This is a genomic window from Streptomyces sp. NPDC058663 (assembly GCF_042716745.1).
GTDB lineage: Bacteria > Actinomycetota > Actinomycetes > Streptomycetales > Streptomycetaceae > Streptomyces.
The window spans coordinates 1-17,682 of the sequence record NZ_JBHXRV010000005.1; the positions used below are offsets into that span (position 1 = coordinate 1).

The window sequence follows — 17,682 nt, forward strand, 5'->3', positions numbered from 1 at the left end:
TTTCAAAGGAACCACCAACCACCGAAGTGGCCGGGGTATCAACATATTTGGCGTTGACTTTTGGCACGCTGTTGAGTTCTCAAGGAACGGACGCTTCCTTTGTACTCACCCTCTCGGGCTTTCCTCCGGACGTTTTCGTTCGGTGTTTCTGTGTTTCTTTGTGTTGTTGCGTTTCCGACTCTATCAGACTGTTTCCAGTGCCGATTTTCCTCGGCGCTTTCCAGGTTTCCCGCTTTCGCGTTTTCCCTTTCCGGCGGTTCCGACTCTATCAGATCCTCTCGGGCCTGATTCCCAGTCGAACTTGGGTTGTCTTTGCGGCTGTTGGGCCGTTCCGACGCCTCAAACCCTAGTGGATTTCCCCGGTGAACCGAAATCGGCTCCCAGTGACAGATTTCGGCATAGCGAAATCGCCCCTGGCGGGAGATCGTGCGGAGTTTGAGTTGCCGCTTTCGCGGCGGGAGTGTCCACCGCAGAACCGTTACGGCTGTGTGGCAACTCGGAGAACCTTACGGATCGCGGGAGGGGGTGTCAACCCCCCACCGGGCCCCTCGAACGGGTGTCGGAGAGGCCTCAGAGAGAGGTGTTACTCCAGGTCGGTGAGGCGTCCGCCGGCGTCCGGCTGGGTGTCCTCGACACGGCGCAGGAGACGGATCAGTACGTCTCCCAGAACGCCCCGCTCCTCGGGGGCGAGGTCCTGAAGGAGGTCCTCCTCGAAGGAGGCCGCCATGCGCATCGCTTCGAGCCACTTCGCCCGGCCCTCGTCCGTCAGCTCGACGATGACGCGGACCCGGTTGTTCTCGTCGCGGTCCCGGGTGACCAGGCCGTCGCCGGCCATGCGGTCGATGCGGTGGGTCATCGCGGCGGGAGTGAGGCCCAGGCGCTTGGCAAGTTCCCCCGGGCCCAGCCGGTAGGGGGCGCCCGAGACCACCAGGGTCTTCAGGACCTCCCACTCCGTGTTGCTGATGCCGAGCGCGGCGACCTGGCGTCCGTACGCGACGTTCATCCGGCGGTTCAGGCGGCCGAGGGCCGAGACGACCTTCTCCACCTGGGGGTCGAGGTCGCGGAATTCGCGTTGGTATGCGGCGATCTGCTCTTCGAGGCTCGGCTCGTGAGGGCCGGGCGACTCTGGCGTGTCAGGCATCCGCGAAGTATGGCATGGGGCGCGTTGGTGTTGAAGTCCTTCTGTGTGTACTGTTGAGGTTCTAACTTTAGTGTTGAAGTCTTCGGACTTCAGGTCTTCAGGGTTGAGGTGAGTATGACCAAGGCGATGAGCTCGGCGATGCGGCGGATCCAGGCCGGTAACGCGCTGAGTGCGTTCGGGCTCGGGTTCACCGTGCCGTACCTGTACGTGTACGTGGCTCAGGTACGGGATCTGGGACCGACCTCGGCGGGCATCGTCCTTGGTGCCTTCGCCATGGCCGCGCTGGTGGCGCTGCCCTTCGTCGGCGTGCTGATCGACCGGCGCGGGCCGCTGCCCGTGCTGGTGGGGGCGGCGCTGATGGCCTCCGTGGGTGCCCTCGCACTCGGCGTGTCGTCGAGTCTGGCGACCGCGGTGGGCAGCGCCGCGCTGCTCGGCATCGGTACGGCCGTCATGCAGCCGGCGCTCGCCACGATGATCGTGTGGTGCTCCACGGCTGCCACCCGTACCCGTGCCTTCGCCATGCAGTTCTTCCTGGCGAACCTCGGGCTCGGCATCGGCGGTCTCATCGGCGGGCAGATCGTCGACAAGGACGACCCGGCCTCCTTCACCCTGCTGTTCTCCATCGAAGCGGTGATGTTCCTGGTGCTCGCCGGGATCGCGGTGACGGTGAAGCTGCCCCGTCCCGAGTCCTCGGGCGAGGCACGTCCGGCCGGCCAGGGCGGCATGTTCGCCGGGCTCGGGATGCTGGTGAAGCACAAGGCAATGGTGCAGCTGTGCGGTCTTGGCTTCGTGATCTTCTTCGCCTGCTACGGACAGTTCGAGTCGGGCCTCGCCGCGTACGGCACCGAGGCCGCGGGCATCGACCCCGCCACTCTCGGCATCGCGCTCGCCGCCAACACGGCGATGATCGTCGTCGCGCAGTTCGTGGTGCTGAAGTTCGTCGAGCGTCGGCGCAGGTCGCGGATGATCGCGCTGGTCGGTCTGATCTGGACCGTGGCGTGGATGTTCGCCGGTTACGCGGGCCTCGGACACGGCAGCCAGACCATGGCGACCGCGGCCTTCATCTCCACGTACGCCCTCTTCGGGCTCGGTGAGGCGATGCTGTCGCCGACCGTTGCGCCGCTGGTGGCCGACCTGGCGCCGGAGTCCATGGTGGGTACGTACAACTCGGCATTCGCGCTGGTCAAGCAGCTCGCGCTGGCGGTCGGTCCGGCCGTGGGCGGGCCCATGGGGGCTTCGCTGCACATGCCGTACATCGTCACCTTCATCCTCTTCTCGGCCGGCATCAGCGTGCTCGCACTGCGGATGGGCAAGCGGCTCACCCCCGCCCAGGACCTGCCGATTCCGGTGAAGTCGATCGTGGTGGCCCAGCACGTGCCCGAGGCGACCGCCGAGGCGCAGGTCAAGGCGGCCGCGTAAGCAGGCGGCGGTCGGGCGGTGCGCGCGTCGTACCGCCCGCTCAGTCAGGGAGTGCGAATTCGCACCAGACCGCTTTGCCGCCGCCCGGTGTGCGGCGCGAACCCCAGGACGAGGCGATCGTCGCGACGATCGAGATGCCTCGTCCTGCTTCGTCCGCGGGGTCGGCCCGGCGGCGGCGCGGCAGGTGGTCGTCGCCGTCGGTGACCTCGATGATCAGCCGCCGGTCGGTGCGGCGCAGGCGCAGGCGCATCGGAGGTGTGCCGTGCTGGAGGGAATTGGCGACCAGTTCGCTGGCCGCCAGGACGCCGAGGTCGCGGAGCTCGACAGGGAAGCGCCAGGAGGCGAGCACCCCGGTGGCGAAGGCACGCGCGCGGGGAGCCGCTTCCACGCCGCCGAGGAGTTCCAGGGCGGCGTTGTGGAAGAGCTCCGCGTCGTGGCCCTTGCGGGCGGGGTGCTGGACGACCAGCACGGCCACGTCGTCGTCGTGGTCGGTGGTGATGCCCAGCGCGCGCATCAGCCGGTCGCAGACCGTCTGCGGGGTGCCGGTGGCACCCGAGAGCGCCCGCTCCAGCGCCAGCACGCCTTCGTCGATGTCCTCGCGGCGGCGCTCGACCAGGCCGTCCGTGTAGAGGACGGCGGTGGATCCCGGCGGCAGGGCGATGGTGCCCGAGGTGTGCATCCAGCCGCCGGTGCCCAGGGGCGGTCCCGTGTGGTCCTCGGCGCGGGCGACCGTGCCGTCCTCGTGCCGGACGAGGATCGGCAGGTGGCCGGCCGAGGCGTAGACGAGGCGGCCCTCGTTGGGGTCGTGGACGGCGTAGACGCAGGTGGCGATCTGGCTGGCGTCGATCTCGGCGGCGAGGCCGTCGAGGAGCTGCAGGACCTCGTGCGGGGGCAGGTCGAGGCGGGCGTACGCGCGCACGGCCGTGCGGAGCTGGCCCATGACGGCTGCGGCGCGGACCCCGCGGCCCATGACGTCGCCGATGACGAGGGCGGTGCGGCCCGCCCCGAGGGTGATCACGTCGTACCAGTCGCCGCCGACCGCCGCGTCCTTGCCGCCGGGCTGGTAGGTGGCGGCGAGCCGCAGGTCGTCGGGCTGCTCCAGCTCCTGCGGCAGGAGCGAGCGCTGGAGCGTGACCGCGGTCTCCCGCTGGCGGCGCTCGGCCGCGCGCAGGCGCTCGGCTGCGTCCGCGTGGTCGGTGACGTCGGCGGCGAAGACCAGCACGCCCCCGCCGTCGGGGGTGTCGAGCGGGCTGCAGGTGATCGTGTACGAACCGCCCTTGGGGGTGCGGCGCGACTTGACCGTACGGGGGGTGCCGCTGCGCAGGACCTGGTCCATCAGCGGCAGCAGGCCCAGCTCTTCGAGCTCGGGCAGCTCGGTGGCGGCCGGTGCACCGGCCGCGCGCGGTCCGAAGGTGGTGGTGTAGGCCTCGTTGACGTACGCGATGCGGTGTTCGGGTCCGTAGAGCAGGGCGACGAGGGCCGGGAGCTGGCGGACGATCTCGCGCAGGGAGAGGTCTTCGAGGGCCGGGGGGCGCGGGTCCTCGGGGCTGCTCGCCGCGGTGTCGGGGTCCGTCGCGGGTTCGGGCAGCTGCCCGGCCTCACCACGGGCGGCGGGCACGGACCCGCGGTCGGACCGCGCTGCGGCGCGGCGCTGCGTTCCGGGGAGCCGGGCGCTCCAGCGGGTGAAGTTCACTGAACTACTTGCCTCGTGGTCGGGGTGGTGGAGCAGGTCGGCTGGGGTGGTGCGGGGCCCGGGGTGGGTTCCCGGGGTGCTGCGCGTGCGGGGCGGGCACGGTCGCGGGGCGTGTCACTCTGTGCAGGCGCGAGCCCACCTATCGTCACACGCCCAGTGTGACGGACCGCACTGACAGTCGGTACTGCGGAGGACGTCAGCGGGGCTTCGGCGGTTCGCCTCCCGCCGCGAGTTCGAATTCGGCGCGCGGATGTTCCAGCGAGCCGAGCGAGACGATTTCGCGCTTGAAAAGGCCCGACAGGGTCCACTCGGCGAGCACCCTGGCCTTGCGGTTGAAGGTGGGGACCCGGCTGAGGTGGTAGGCCCGGTGCATCGTCCAGGCGGGGAAGCCCTTGAGTTTGCGTCCGTAGACGTGGGCGACCCCCTTGTGGAGGCCGAGGGAGGCGACCGAACCGACGTGCTTGTGGCGGTAGTCGGTGAGCGGCTGCCCGGCGAGGGAGGCGGTGATGTTCTCGGCGAGGACCTTGGCCTGGCGGACCGCGTGCTGGGCGTTGGGGGCGCACTCCTTGCCCTTCTCCTTCGCCGTCAGATCGGGCACCGCGGCGGCGTCCCCGGCCGCCCACGCGTGCGTGGCGCCGGTGACGGTGAGCTGGGCGGTGCAGTCGAGGCGGCCGCGGGCGTTGAGCGGGAGGCCGCTGGCGGCGAGTACCGGGTGCGGCTTGACGCCGGCCGTCCAGACGAGCGTGCGGGTGGGGAAGCGGGCGCCGTCGTCGAGGGCGGCGACGCGCTGTTCCACGGAGGTCAGCCGGGTGTTCAGCCGGACGTCGACGTTGCGGCCGCGCAGCTCGCGGACGGCGTACCTGCCCATCTCCTCGCCGACTTCGGGGAGGATGCGGTCGCTGGCCTCGACGAGGATCCACTTCAGGTCCTCGGCCTTGATGTTGTGGTAGTAGCGGGAGGCGTAGCGCGCCATGTCCTCCAGCTCGCCGAGCGCCTCGACGCCCGCGTACCCGCCGCCGACGAAGACGAAGGTCAGGGCGGCGTCGCGGACGGCCGGGTCGCGGGTGGAGGAGGCGATGTCCATCTGCTCGATGACGTGGTTGCGCAGCCCGATGGCCTCCTCGACGGTCTTGAAGCCGATGCCGTGCTCGGCGAGGCCGGGGACGGGGAGGGTGCGCGAGACGGAGCCCGGGGCCAGCACCACTTCGTCGTACGGCAGCTGGAGGGGTCCTGTGCCTTCCTCGGCGGTGGCGAGGGTGGTGACGGTCGCGCTGCGCTTCGCGTGGTCGAGGGAGCCGACCTCGCCGATGACGATGCGGCAGCGGGGCAGCACCCGGCGCAGCGGGACGACGACGTGGCGCGGTGAGATGGATCCGGCGGCGGCTTCGGGGAGGAACGGCTGGTACGTCATGTAGGGGTCGGGCGTGACGACGGTGATCTCCGCGCCGCCTTCCGCGAGCTGCCGTTTCAGCTTCCGCTGAAGGTGCAGTGCGGTGTACATGCCGACGTATCCGCCGCCTACCACGAGAATGCGCACTGGATTTGTCACCGTCCCATGAGGCAACGGGCCGTGGGTTTTGTCCACAGGGCCGACAAATTGTATGACTGACCGTCGGGGCGGGCAGGGTGGCCGGAAGTTGGTGTTCCGTGCCGATCCCGGTGCTGTCGGCGCAGGTCAGGGCCGGTGGAGGAGGAGTTGGATGCGGGTGGCCGCGGAACGGCGCCCGTCGCTCTTCGCGCTGGGGGGCACACCGTGCGGAACAACCCCCTTCTGAATCGCCCCCCGCTCAACTATGTTCGTAACTCGTCGGAGTGGCGGAGTATGCGGTCGTTGGACCCGTGAACTCCGGCAGTCAGGGCGGGGAGTGTCTCCGGGGGGAGACATCATTACCGGGGGAACGCTGATGCACATTCAGGATTCACAGTGGCAGGCTGCCGTCGCACCGTCGGCGGCATCGACTTCGACTTCGGGGGCCGCACCGGTTTCCGGGCCGGCGGGGAGCAACGGACGGGTGGTGGCGGCCGGTTCACCGGCCGAGCGCTCGGCGCCGCTCCGCGTGGACGCACAGCGCAATCTCGAACACGTACTGCGCGCCGCTCGCGAGGTGTTCGGCGAGCTGGGGTACGGGGCGCCGATGGAGGACGTGGCGCGCCGGGCCCGGGTCGGGGTCGGCACCGTCTACCGGCGCTTCCCGAGCAAGGACGTACTGGTGCGGCGGATAGCCGAGGAGGAGACCTCCCGGCTGACCGAGCAGGCCAGGGCAGCCCTGGGCCAGGAGGACGAGCCGTGGTCGGCGCTGTCGCGGTTCCTGCGGACGTCGGTCGCCTCGGGTGCGGGTCGGCTGTTGCCCCCGCAGGTGCTGCGGGTGGGCGTGGACGCGGACTCCGGGGCGCACGAGACGGGCGGGGTGCGCGATGCCGCCCGGGTGCCGCAGCAGCGGCAGGCCGGGGACTCGGCTCCTGACCTGCGGCTGGTCGGTGCGGACGGTGCGGTGGGCGGAGACCTGGACGACGCCGGGGCGGCGACGCTGCTGGAGGTCGTGGGCCGGCTGGTGGACCGGGCGCGGGAGTCGGGTGAGCTGCGGCGCGATGTGACCGTGGCCGACGTGCTGCTGGTGATCGCCACTGCCGCACCCGCGCTGCCGGACGCGGCTCAGCAGGCGGCGGCTTCCGCCCGGCTGCTGGACATCCTGCTGGAGGGGCTGAGGTCCAGGCCCTCGTCGTAGGGGGACCGCTTCGCGGGAAGTCGCGCCTGACCCACCGTGCCGTCACGCGTCCCGCCGAGCCGTGCCGTCACGCGCCGCGCTGCAACCCATCCCGTCCCTCATGGATCGCGTCGTCAGGAGTCGTACGCGTCTTCGGGCGGCTGGTGCCGTGAGCCCGTCAACGCTTACCCGTAAGGGTGAGGAGTAGCGCTCGAATTCGGGAAAACACCCCGGACGGGTGGTTGGCGGGCTTGATCGGCTTTCGGCGCGTCGCCCTGTGGGAGTCTTGGCCGGTGTTCCGGTCAGAGGGTGCGTACGGGGGCTTCCGCCATGGGTGTTGAGGAGCGGGACGAGTCGCTCGGAGGGAGCGGGGACGACGAGGGACCTCCGTCCCGGCAGGTGCCCCAGCAGGGCGGACCGCTGGGCGTCACTCCGTCGCCCCTCGCCGATGCCGGGCCCGACCCCACGAGGATGCCCTCCCAGCGCGGTGGCGGCACCTCGGCCGGGGAACCGGGGCTCTCCGACGCGGACTTGATCGAGCGGATGCAGGGCGGCGACGACCTCGCGTACGAGGAGCTGTTCCGGCGGCACTCGGCCGCGGTGCGGCGCTATGCGGGCACCTGCTGCCGTGACGCGCACACCGCCGACGACCTCACGGCCGAGGTCTTCGCCAGGACACTGCAGGCCGTGCGCGGCGGCTCCGGTCCCGAACACGCTGTACGCGCCTACCTCCTGACCACCGTCCGCCGGGTGGCAGCGACCTGGGCGAAGACGACCCGGCGCGAACAACTGGTCGAGGACTTCGCGGTGTTCGCCGCCCAGGCGGCCCGTACCTCCGAGGTGTCCGACGACGACACGCTGGACCTGGGCGCGGACGTACGCGCGATGCACGAGGCGGAGCAGACCCTCGCCATGCAGGCGTTCCGGTCGCTGCCCGAGCGGTGGCAGGCCGTTCTCTGGCACACCACGGTGGAGGAGGAGTCGCCGAGCACGGTGGCCCCGCTCTTCGGGCTGACCGCGAACGCGACGGCGGTGCTGGCGTCCCGGGCCCGCGAGGGGCTGAAGCAGGCCTACCTGCAGGCCCATGTCAGTACGTCGCTCACCGCGGGCGGGGACTGCGCCCAGTACGCGGACCGGCTGGGGGCGTATGCGCGGGGCGGCCTGCGGATGCGGGCCGAGCGGGGGCTGCGCAAGCATCTGGAGGAGTGCGCCAAGTGCCGGCTGGCGGCCGGTGAACTGCGCGATGTCAATGCCGGGATCCCGGCGCTGCTGCCGGTGGCGGTCATCGGGTGGGTGGCTGCCGGGTACTCGGTGAAGGCCGCGGGCGTCGTGGCCGGTGGTGCGGCGGGTGCCGCCGGTGCGGGCGCGGCCGCCGCCGCGACCGGGGGCGGAGGCGCGGCGGGTGCCGGGGCGGGCGGGTCCGCCGGAGGCGCGGCTGCCGCCGAGGGGCTCGGGGCTCCCGTGAAGGTGGGGATCGGTGCGGCCGTCGCGGTCGCGGTGGCGGCCGGGCTGGTGTTCGCCTTCGTGGGCGACGACGCGCCGATCCCGCCGAAGGCGGATGCCAAACCGCCGGCCGCCAATCCGGCGGAGCCCCCGCCGCCTCCGCCGTCACCGGCCGCCAGGGCCGCGTCGAAGCCGAAGCCGGAGCCCACGCCCACACCGACGCCTTCACCGCCCCCGCCGCCGCGGAAGGCGAAGCCGGCCCCGGAGCCGCCGGTGGTGGAGCCGCCCGCGCCTGCGCCGGAGCCGCCTCCGCCGCCTCCCGGGCCCCGTCCGGAGCCCCCGGCCCCGAAGCCGCCGCCTGCGCGGCCCGCGCCGCCCAAGGCGTACCCCGTGGCGGAGTTGAAGTACGCGCTGATGGGCGACCGGACCGCGCCCGAGGTGCGGGTGGGCGGGAGCAGTCCGCTGTGGCAGCGGTCGGACATGTCGATCGGCGGGGTCAGGTACGCGCACGGGGTGTCCGTGACCGAGAACTCGTCGGTGACGATCGACCTGAACCGGAAGTGTTCGACGTACGACGCGATGGTCGGCGTCGACGACATGACGATGGGGCTGGGAGCCGTCCGGTTCTCCGTGTACGGGGACGGTGCGCTGCTGTGGCGTTCGCCGGTGGTACGGGGCGGCGACCGCGCGGTGCCCGTGCACGTGCGGATCGCGGGCCGCAAGACACTGCGGCTGGTCACCGAGTCGGCGGAGCCCGCCCATGTGCCCGGCGTCGCGGACTGGGCACGGTCGCGCATCGCCTGCGGCTGAGCGGGCACGGGTCGCGTACACCTCAGCGGACTTGGGCCCCGCACGCCTCAGCGGGCCTGGGCCGCGTACGCCGCAACGCGCGTGCATCGCGTACGGCTGCCGGGGGCGCGTCGCGGTGAGCGGGCGCGTCCGTCTGCTTCGGGCGGGCCTGACCTCCGGTCAGAGGCTGCGGCGGTGGGGGACTCCGCCCGCGACGGCTCGTTGGCGGGGGGCGGCGGAACCCGTCCAGCAGGTGCCCCGGCGGGCGAGGAGGCGGCGCAGCCAGAGTTCGGTGGAGACCAGGTCGGCGAGGCCGTCCAGCGGTACGGGCTCGCCGGAGGCCGCCGCCCTGACCGCCTTGCGGACCACACGGGCCTCGATCAGTCCCGCGTCCGCCAGGAGCGGGGCGTCGAACAGGGCCAGCAGGTCGTCCTGGGCGGCCCGGATGCCTGCCCTGGCGGTGGCCGCCGCCGTGGTGTGCGGGGTGGCCGCGCCCCAGCCGGGCGGCAGGTCGTGGACGCCCGCCCCGCTCAGGACCGCCCGGAGTACGGCGGCCCGGGCGCCCGGCTGGACGCGCAGGGTTTCCGGGAGGGCCCGGCAGGCGCGGACGACCTGGTTGTCGAGGAAGGGGGCGTGCAGGCGCTGGCTGCGTACCTCCGCCGCCTGTTCGAAGACGCGGTGGTCGTACGCGTGCCGGGCGAGCGCGGCACGGGCGCGGGCCTCGCCGGGCCGTTGCACGGAGGCCGGTCGCAGCGCCGCCTCCTGCAGGCGAACCGATACTTCGGCGAGCGCCTCGCCGGTCAGCCAGCGGGCGGCCGGTCCCGGCCGGGACCAGGCGAGCGCCTCCAGCGACGCGTCCAGGGCTCCCGCGGGGCCGCTGGCATCGACCACGCCCCGGCTGGTGAGCCGCCCCGCCGCCTCCTCGATGCCGGTGCGGTAGGAGGTACGGGCGAGGCGCCGGGCAGCCCGGTAGACGGTGAGCGGGACGAGGAAGGAGTGCGGGGACGCGCCCTCGGCCTTGGCCAACGCCGTTGCCGGGCGCAGGATGTGGCGGCGCCGTCGGTCGATGAGGAGGTCGGCGAGGCGGGCGGGGTGGGCGTCCAGGACCTGGCGGGCGCCGTTGCCGACGAGGTGGTCGGCGCTGCCGGACTGGAGGCGCAGGCGGGCGCGTTCGGCGATGACGAGGGAGGGGCCGGGTTCGTCGGTGAGCGGCCCTGACGCCAGGTCGGCGTAGGGCAGCGCCTCTTCGGCTCCGGCGACGACGACGTGGTGCAGCCGGGGGTTGGCTGCGATCGCGCCCGCGCGCTCCAGTTCGGCGGCGAGTTCGCTCTCGCGGGTCTGCGCGGAGGCGGCCAGGTCGTTGAAGGTGACGGCCAGGAGGCGCTCGCCGGCGCCGGCGCCGTGGCCCAGGACCGTACCCGGAAGGCCGGGGAGGCCCGCGGCGAGCAGGGCGAGGGTGGCGGACGCGCTGCCGCCGGAGAGGTCGGAGCCGATGCCTGGAACCGGCGCGCCCCGGCGCCGGGCGCGTCGTTCGGCGGGGCCCATGCCGGGCACGGGGCCCGGGTCGGGGAGCGGGGTCTCCGGTGCGTGCCGGGGCGCCGTGAGGCGTGCGCGTACCGCTTCGATCAGGGCGTCCCGCACGCCCTCCACGGCCCGTTCCGCGTCGGCCTGGGGGGCTGCGACGGCGAGCGAGGCGACCTGTTCGTAGCCGGTGATCTCGCGTGAGCCCTCGCGCAGGACCAGGGCGTGGCCCGGCGGGATGCGCCTGACCCCCGCGTACGGCGTGCCGTCGCGCAGGGCCTCGGGGACGTCGGGACAGGCGAGCAGGGCGGCGAGGTGGCCGATGTCGAGCTGTGCCTCGATGAGGTCGGCGAGGGGGAGCGCGGCGGTGGCGTACGCGGTGCCGTTGGCCCAGGGCGTGTAGAAGACGGGGCGGGCCCCGGCCAGGTCACCGGCGATGGTGACGCGTCTGCCGGTCTGGACGACGGCCGTGTAGCTGCCGGACCAGGCGGTCAGGTGCCTCAGTGCGCCGCCGCGCGCCGCGAAGAGGCCGACGCGGAGCTCCTCGTCCGTGGCGCCGCAGCAGCCGAGGACCGCGAGGCGGGTGAAGGCGTCGACACTGACGGTGCGGACCTCGTCGGGGCGCCAGTCGCCGACCGCCCACAGCGGGTCGGGGTCGCCCCACAGGAGCTGGGCGCCGACGGGCTGGACGGTGTCGCCCTCGTGCTCGGTGCCGGGGGCACCGACGGCTCCGACCGTGCCGAAGCTCGCGGCGACGCTGCTCCATCCCACCAACCAACGCATCGCCGCCTCCACAGGCTGTGGACAACTTCGCTCGCCCTGCCGCCGGTGCTCGCGGAGGGAGGACTCGTGGTCCGGGCCGGAGGCCGGCCGGGCGGGTGCTCGTTGCCCTCGGTGCGCGCACCGTGACGCGCTTGCCGCGCGTGGGGACCATGCTGCCACGACAACGGCGCGCGGGTGGGGGGTGCGGGGCCGCAATGCGCGGGCCGAAAAGGGGAGTTGGGGGGCAATTGGGGCGGGGAGTGGCGCGCGGCGGGCACGGAAGGCCGGCCGGACACCCCCGGATCCGGAGAAAACGGGGGTCGGCATTCGGCCAACTTGGGCGCACGCGTAGTCCGGGAGGCGCTGTTCGCCCCCCGGACCGTTCCGCCGCCCGCGGGGATGAAGGCGGCGGCGTCCCCCAGCCCACTGGATCCAGTGCAGCGGGCCGACCCACGCACGATCCATCGAAGCGCCGCCGCCGGCCCCCGAGAAGAGCGCACGGGCGGGCGCACGGCCACACGACAGGAGCACGAATCGGACGGAACGTTCCTCCCTCACTTCCCTTACGAGCAAGAATCTCGCCATACGGGACACTTCCCCTTAACGCTTGGGAGGCGGCGAACTACGCTGGGTTTACGAATGCCGCGTGCCTATGCCGGGCCCGCGGCGGCCGTCTGCGTGAGGGGTGGCGCAATGTCCAGGGAGCAACGCGGGCCGAACGACAAGCTCGGCACGGTTCTCGCCCTCGCGGGAATCAGCAACGCCGGGCTGGCGCGCCGGGTCAACGACCTCGGCGCGCAACGTGGCATGACACTGCGGTACGACAAGACGTCGGTGGCGCGGTGGGTGTCCAAGGGCATGGTGCCGCAGGGCGCCGCGCCCCATCTGATCGCCGCGGCGATAGGGGCCAAACTCGGCCGCCCCGTACCGCTGCACGAGATCGGTCTCGCGGACGCCGACCCGGCCCCCGAGGTCGGGCTCGCCTTCCCGCGCGACGTGTCGGTCGCGGTGCGGCACGCGACCGAGCTCTACCGCCTCGACCTGGCGGGACGCCGCGCCGGCAGCGGCGGAATATGGCAGTCCCTGGCCGGTTCCTTCGCGGTCAGCGCGTACGCGACCCCTGCCTCGCGGTGGCTGATAACCCCTGCGGACTCCTCCGTGGCGCGCGACGCCGGCGCCGCCGAGTCCGCCGCCGACGTCACTCCCTTACGGGTGGGCCACAGCGATGTGGCCAAGCTGCGCGAGGCGGCGGAGGACGCGCGCCGCTGGGACTCCAAGTACGGCGGCGGGGACTGGCGTTCTTCCATGGTCCCGGAGTGTCTGCGGGTCGACGCGGCCCCGCTGCTGCTCGGCTCGTACAGCGACGACGTCGGGCGCTCGCTCTTCGGCGCGACCGCCGAACTGACCCGGCTGGCGGGCTGGATGGCCTTCGACACCGGTCAGCAGGAGGCCGCCCAGCGGTACTACATCCAGGCCCTGCGGCTCGCCCGCGCGGCCGCCGATGTGCCCCTGGGCGGGTACGTACTGGCGTCGATGTCCCTCCAGGCCACCTACCGCGGCTTCGCCGACGAGGGCGTCGACCTCGCCCAGGCCGCCCTGGAGCGCAACCGCGGTCTGGCCACCGCCCGCACCATGAGCTTCTTCCGGCTGGTCGAGGCGCGCGCGCACGCGAAGGCGGGCGACCCGGTGGCGGCGGGGACAGCACTGAAGGCGGCGGAGGGATGGCTGGAACGGGCCAGGGAGGGCGACCCGGACCCCACCTGGCTGGGTTTCTACTCGTACGACAGGCTGGCCGCCGACGCCGCGGAGTGCTACCGCGACCTCAAACTGCCGCGCCAGGTGCGCCGGTTCACCGAGCAGGCCCTGTCGAGGCCGACCGAGGAGTTCGTACGGTCGCACGGGCTGCGCCTGGTGGTGAGCGCGGTCGCCGAGCTGGAGTCTGGCAACCTCGACGCGGCCTGCGCCGCGGGCACGCGCGCGGTGGAGGTGGCGGGCCGGATCTCCTCGGCGCGCACCACCGAGTACGTACGGGACCTGCTGCACCGGCTGGAGCCGTACGGGGACGAGCCGCGGGTGGCGGAGCTGCGGGAGCGGGCCAGGCCGCTGCTGGTGGCGCCTGCGTAGGGCACGGTTCCGGCCGCCCCACGGTTCCGGGGACGGCCGGGCGGGGCGTCGTCCGGGCGAACCGGAGGCGGCTGCCCGGTAAACCTCTGACCAGAGGTCTCCCGCTCCGGGTTTACGGGCATTGTCAGTGGGCCAGTGCACTATTCGGGGTGGGAGGTGGCAGCGATGAGGCATGACTGCGACGTGCTGGTGATCGGCGGCGGGATCGTCGGGATGGCGTCCGCGCATGCGCTCACGCGCGCCGCGCCGGGGACCCGGGTCATGGTGCTGGAGAAGGAGCCGGGCCCGGCCAGGCACCAGACGGGGCGCAACAGCGGGGTGATCCACAGCGGGATCTACTACCGCCCGGGTTCGCTCAAGGCGCGGTACGCGGTGCGCGGCGCCACCGAGATGATCAAGTTCTGCGCGGAACACGACATTCCGTACGAGGTGACGGGCAAGCTGATCGTCGCCACCGGGCGTGCGGAGCTGCCGCGCCTGCACGCCCTCGTCCAGCGCGGCCGGCTCAACGGCATCCCGGTCCGCGAGCTGGGCCCTGCCCAGATCCAGGAGTACGAGCCCGAGGTGCGCGGCCTCGCCGCGATCCACGTCGGCACCACCGGCGTGTGCGACTACGGCCGGGTCACCGAGCAGCTGGCGCGCTCCTCCGGCGCCGACGTGCGGTACGGGGCGGAGGTCAGGGCCATCGCCCGCCGGGAGGCTGGGATCGCGGTGCGGACCGCCGACGGGACCGTGATCCGGGCGAAGGCGCTGGTCAACTGCGCGGGGCTGTACTGCGACCGGGTGGCCCGGCTCGCGGGCGACGACCCGGGTATGCGGATTGTGCCGTTCCGGGGCGAGTACTTCGACCTGGCGCGGCCGGAGCTGGTGCGCGGGCTGGTGTATCCGGTGCCGGACCCGGCGTTCCCCTTCCTCGGCGTGCATCTGACGCGGGGCGTGGGCGGCGGGGTGCACGTGGGACCCAACGCGGTGCCCGCCCTGGCCCGCGAGGGGTACGACTGGGGCGCGGTGCGCCCGGCCGAGCTGGCGGGGACCCTCGCCTGGCCCGGCTCCTGGCGGATAGCGCGCAGACACTGGCGGTACGGGGCCGGGGAGCTGCACCGGTCGCTGTCCAAGCGGGCCTTCACCCGGGCGGTACGGCGGCTGCTGCCCGCCGTGACCGAGGACGACCTGCGGCCCTCCCCGGCCGGCGTGCGGGCCCAGGCGGTGCTGCGGGACGGCACGCTCGCCGACGACTTCCTGATACGCGAGGCCCCGCGCACGGTGCACGTACTGAACGCCCCGTCCCCGGCGGCGACCGCCTCGCTGCCGATCGGGCGGGAGGTGGCCCGGCGGGCGCTGGGGGTGCTGGCGGGAGAGCGGGTGGCGGAGCACTGAGGGGCGGGGGCGCCGGCAGGGGGGGCGCACCGGCGGCCCACAGCCCGGGGCCCTCCGGGCCACCGCGGGCCGGGCGTCACCCGGGAGCAGGCCGCACCGGCGGCCCGCCGCACGCGCGTCCCTCCGTAGAATCGGAGACCCGTGCCCCAGAACAGCGAGAACCCCACGATGCCCCAGAGCCCCGAGCAGCCCACCGCCGCCGAGCAGCAGAGCGCCCCCGGCCCCTCCCAGGCGGCCGCCGCCGCGCGGGCCGCTGCCCACGAGCGTGCCGAACGGATGCATCCGCGGGCCCTGCGCATGTTCCCCGACGGGACGGGCCCGTCCCCCGACCCCGCCGGTTCGCACTTCGAGCGGCGGATCCGCAGTTTCCAGCCGCGCCGCAGCCGCGTCACCACCGGGCAGGCCGAGGCGCTCAAGCGCTGGTGGCCGACCCGGGGCATCGACATCGACGGGCAGCGCGTACTGGACCTGGACGAGATGTTCGGCGGGCTGCCCGTCGTCCTGGAGATCGGCTTCGGGATGGGCGAGGCGACCGCGCAGATGGCCGCCGACGACCCGGCCACCGGCATCCTCGCCGTCGACGTGCACACCCCTGGCCAGGGCAACCTGCTCGGTCTCGCCGAGCGCAACGAGCTCTCCAACGTCCGGGTGGCGAACGGCGACGCGATCATCCTGCTGCGCGAGATGCTCCCCGCCCACTCGCTGGCCGGGCTGCGCGTGTACTTCCCCGACCCGTGGCCCAAGGCCCGTCACCACAAGCGCCGCCTGATCCAGGCCGAGTTCCTGACGCTGGCCGCGACCCGGCTCGCCCCCGGCGCCGTGCTGCACTGCGCGACCGACTGGGAGGAGTACGCCGAGCAGATGCTCGACGTGCTCACCGCGCACCCGGACTTCGAGAACACGGTGGACGGCGGCGGATACGCGCCGCGGCCCGCCTTCCGGCCGCTGACCCGGTTCGAGGGCCAGGGCCTGGACAAGGGGCACGTGGTGCACGACCTGCTGTTCCGCCGGGCCCCGCTCGCGGTCTGACGCGTCCGGCCCGGAGTTCGCGCGCGGCACGACGCGTTCTGCCCGGCCCGCGCACGCGATCTCACGCGTCCGGCCCGGACCCCGCGCGCCGAACGGCCCGCCCCCACGGTTGTCCACAGCCGTTTTCCACAGGGCATCGCGGCTGTCAGTGGCACTCGTTAGGGTCGTTGGATGTACGAGACGTACGAACCGCCGCCCCCGCACCCGGCAGTGCCGGTGCCCGACCCCGTGCCCGGGTACGACGGGACCGGGCACGACGCCGGGCACGACGGGCCGCGGTTCGACGCGGTCCCGGACCCGTCGCACTGGCCGCCCGCGCACTGGCCGGGGCCCCTCCCGCACCGCACGGCCGTCGGCCGCCTGGCCCACCGGGTGCGCGCAGGCCGTCTGTGGCGGAGCAAGGCGGTCAGGGCCACGGCACTGATCCTGGTACTGGCCCTGTCGGGGCTGGTCCTGCTCGCTCTCGTACGGGAGCAGACCGGCACCCGGGGGTTCCTGGTGGGCCTGGGCCTCGCGGTCTTCCCGGTGCCCCTGCTGGTGATGGCGTTCCGCTGGCTCGACCGGGTCGAACCAGCCCCCTGGCACAATCTGGTCTTCGCCTTCACCTGGGGCTCCTGCGCCGCCGCCCTGGTGGCGATCACCGCCAACAGCTTCGCCGTGCGGTGGATAGCCGTGGCCACCGCGGACCCCGAGGGGGCGGACACGCTCGGCGCGACCCTCGTCGCACCGGTCGTCGAGGAGTCCGCGAAGGCCGTGGCGATCCTGCTGATCTTCCTGTTCCGCAGACGGCACTTCACGGGAATCGTCGACGGCGTCGTGATCGCGGGCTTCACCGCGACCGGGTTCGCCTTCACCGAGAACATCCTCTATCTGGGCAACGCGTTCGGCGAGGACCAGGCGTACGGCTTCTCCGGTCTCGGCGCGGTGACCGCGGGCACCTTCTTCGTCCGCGTGATCATGTCGCCGTTCGCGCACCCCCTGTTCACCGTGCTGACCGGCATCGGCTTCGGCCTGGTGGCGCTCGTACCCGCCCGCCGGGGCCGCGCCCGCACCTGGGCGCGGGTGCGCAGGGTCGCGCTGCCGCTGCTCGGGCTGCTCCTCGCGATGGGCATGCACGCCCTGTGGAACGGGTCGGCTGCCTTCGGCCCGCTCGGCTTCTACGCGGTGTACGGGCTGTTCATGGTGCCGGTGTTCGCGTTCCTGACCTGGCTGTCGATATGGACCCGGCAGCGCGAACTGCGGCTGCTCGGTGCCGAACTGCCCTCGTACGCCGCCGCCGGCTGGCTGGATCCGGCCGAACCGCTCGCGCTGTCCTCGATGCGGGCCCGCTCACTGGCCCAGGGGTACGCGGCCCGGTCGTACGGTCCGGCCGCCGCCCGCGCCGTCGCCGAGTACGAGGGGTTCGCCACCGCGCTCGCGTTTCTGCGGTACCGGGCGCGGCGGGGCGTGGCCTCCCCCGCGGCGGCCGCCGACTTCGCCGCCCGCGAGGGGGAGTTGCTGCACCAGCTCTGGCAGCGCAAGCGGATCGCCGGCCCGGCGCTGGTGTACGCCGCCCAGGTCACCGGGCGCATACGGATGCTGCCGCCGCCGTACCACCCGGCGTACGCGGCGGCGTACAACCCGTACCGGCGCTGACCGCCGTGACCGGTGCTGACCACCAGCGCTGACCGGCGTCGGCC

The 17,682-nt window shown here is 73.1% G+C and carries 11 protein-coding genes; 7 read left to right on the forward strand and 4 right to left on the reverse strand.

Annotated elements, in window-relative coordinates; all coding sequences use genetic code 11:
* Positions 1-583: 583 nt before the first annotated feature.
* Positions 584-1,141: a MarR family winged helix-turn-helix transcriptional regulator gene (locus ACFWVV_RS04830; protein ID WP_384343580.1), complete on the reverse strand. Its 558-nt coding sequence runs from the start codon at positions 1,139-1,141 to the stop codon at positions 584-586.
* Between the two features lie 114 nt (positions 1,142-1,255).
* On the opposite strand from ACFWVV_RS04830, the gene ACFWVV_RS04835 reads away from it, so the two are divergent.
* Positions 1,256-2,560, forward strand: a complete 1,305-nt coding sequence (locus ACFWVV_RS04835; protein WP_384343577.1) for an MFS transporter — start codon at positions 1,256-1,258, stop codon at positions 2,558-2,560.
* Positions 2,561-2,600: 40 nt separating this feature from the next.
* On the opposite strand, the gene ACFWVV_RS04840 is transcribed toward ACFWVV_RS04835, so the two are convergent.
* Positions 2,601-4,253 (reverse strand): SpoIIE family protein phosphatase, encoded by a 1,653-nt coding sequence (locus ACFWVV_RS04840; protein ID WP_384343574.1) that lies wholly within the window; start codon positions 4,251-4,253, stop codon positions 2,601-2,603.
* A 196-nt stretch (positions 4,254-4,449) separates the two neighbouring features.
* The gene (locus ACFWVV_RS04845) at positions 4,450-5,802 is read right to left on the reverse strand and encodes an NAD(P)/FAD-dependent oxidoreductase (protein WP_384343571.1); all 1,353 of its coding nucleotides are present in this window, start codon (positions 5,800-5,802) and stop codon (positions 4,450-4,452) included.
* Between the two features lie 355 nt (positions 5,803-6,157).
* On the opposite strand from ACFWVV_RS04845, the gene ACFWVV_RS04850 reads away from it, so the two are divergent.
* Positions 6,158-6,979, forward strand: a complete 822-nt coding sequence (locus ACFWVV_RS04850; RefSeq protein WP_384343568.1) for a TetR/AcrR family transcriptional regulator — start codon at positions 6,158-6,160, stop codon at positions 6,977-6,979.
* A 309-nt stretch (positions 6,980-7,288) separates the two neighbouring features.
* A complete protein-coding gene (locus tag ACFWVV_RS04855; RefSeq protein WP_384343565.1) occupies positions 7,289-9,211 on the forward strand; it encodes a sigma-70 family RNA polymerase sigma factor in 1,923 nt (640 codons plus the stop codon).
* Between the two features lie 159 nt (positions 9,212-9,370).
* Here the strand turns inward: ACFWVV_RS04855 and ACFWVV_RS04860 are convergent, their stop codons facing one another.
* A complete protein-coding gene (locus ACFWVV_RS04860; protein WP_384343563.1) occupies positions 9,371-11,494 on the reverse strand; it encodes an asparagine synthase-related protein in 2,124 nt (707 codons plus the stop codon).
* 672 nt (positions 11,495-12,166) lie between these two features.
* Between ACFWVV_RS04860 and ACFWVV_RS04865 the strand changes: the two genes are divergently transcribed.
* From ACFWVV_RS04865 to ACFWVV_RS04880, 4 genes are all read left to right on the forward strand, one after another.
* The gene (locus ACFWVV_RS04865; RefSeq protein WP_384343560.1) at positions 12,167-13,597 is read left to right on the forward strand and encodes an MFS transporter; all 1,431 of its coding nucleotides are present in this window, start codon (positions 12,167-12,169) and stop codon (positions 13,595-13,597) included.
* Between the two features lie 165 nt (positions 13,598-13,762).
* Positions 13,763-14,974: an L-2-hydroxyglutarate oxidase gene (gene lhgO, locus ACFWVV_RS04870; protein ID WP_384343557.1), complete on the forward strand. Its 1,212-nt coding sequence runs from the start codon at positions 13,763-13,765 to the stop codon at positions 14,972-14,974.
* A 276-nt stretch (positions 14,975-15,250) separates the two neighbouring features.
* Positions 15,251-16,003, forward strand: a complete 753-nt coding sequence (trmB, locus tag ACFWVV_RS04875) for a tRNA (guanosine(46)-N7)-methyltransferase TrmB (RefSeq protein WP_384343630.1) — start codon at positions 15,251-15,253, stop codon at positions 16,001-16,003.
* Positions 16,004-16,174: 171 nt separating this feature from the next.
* A complete protein-coding gene (locus ACFWVV_RS04880; RefSeq protein ID WP_384343555.1) occupies positions 16,175-17,638 on the forward strand; it encodes a PrsW family intramembrane metalloprotease in 1,464 nt (487 codons plus the stop codon).
* The last annotated feature ends 44 nt before the right edge of the window (positions 17,639-17,682 follow it).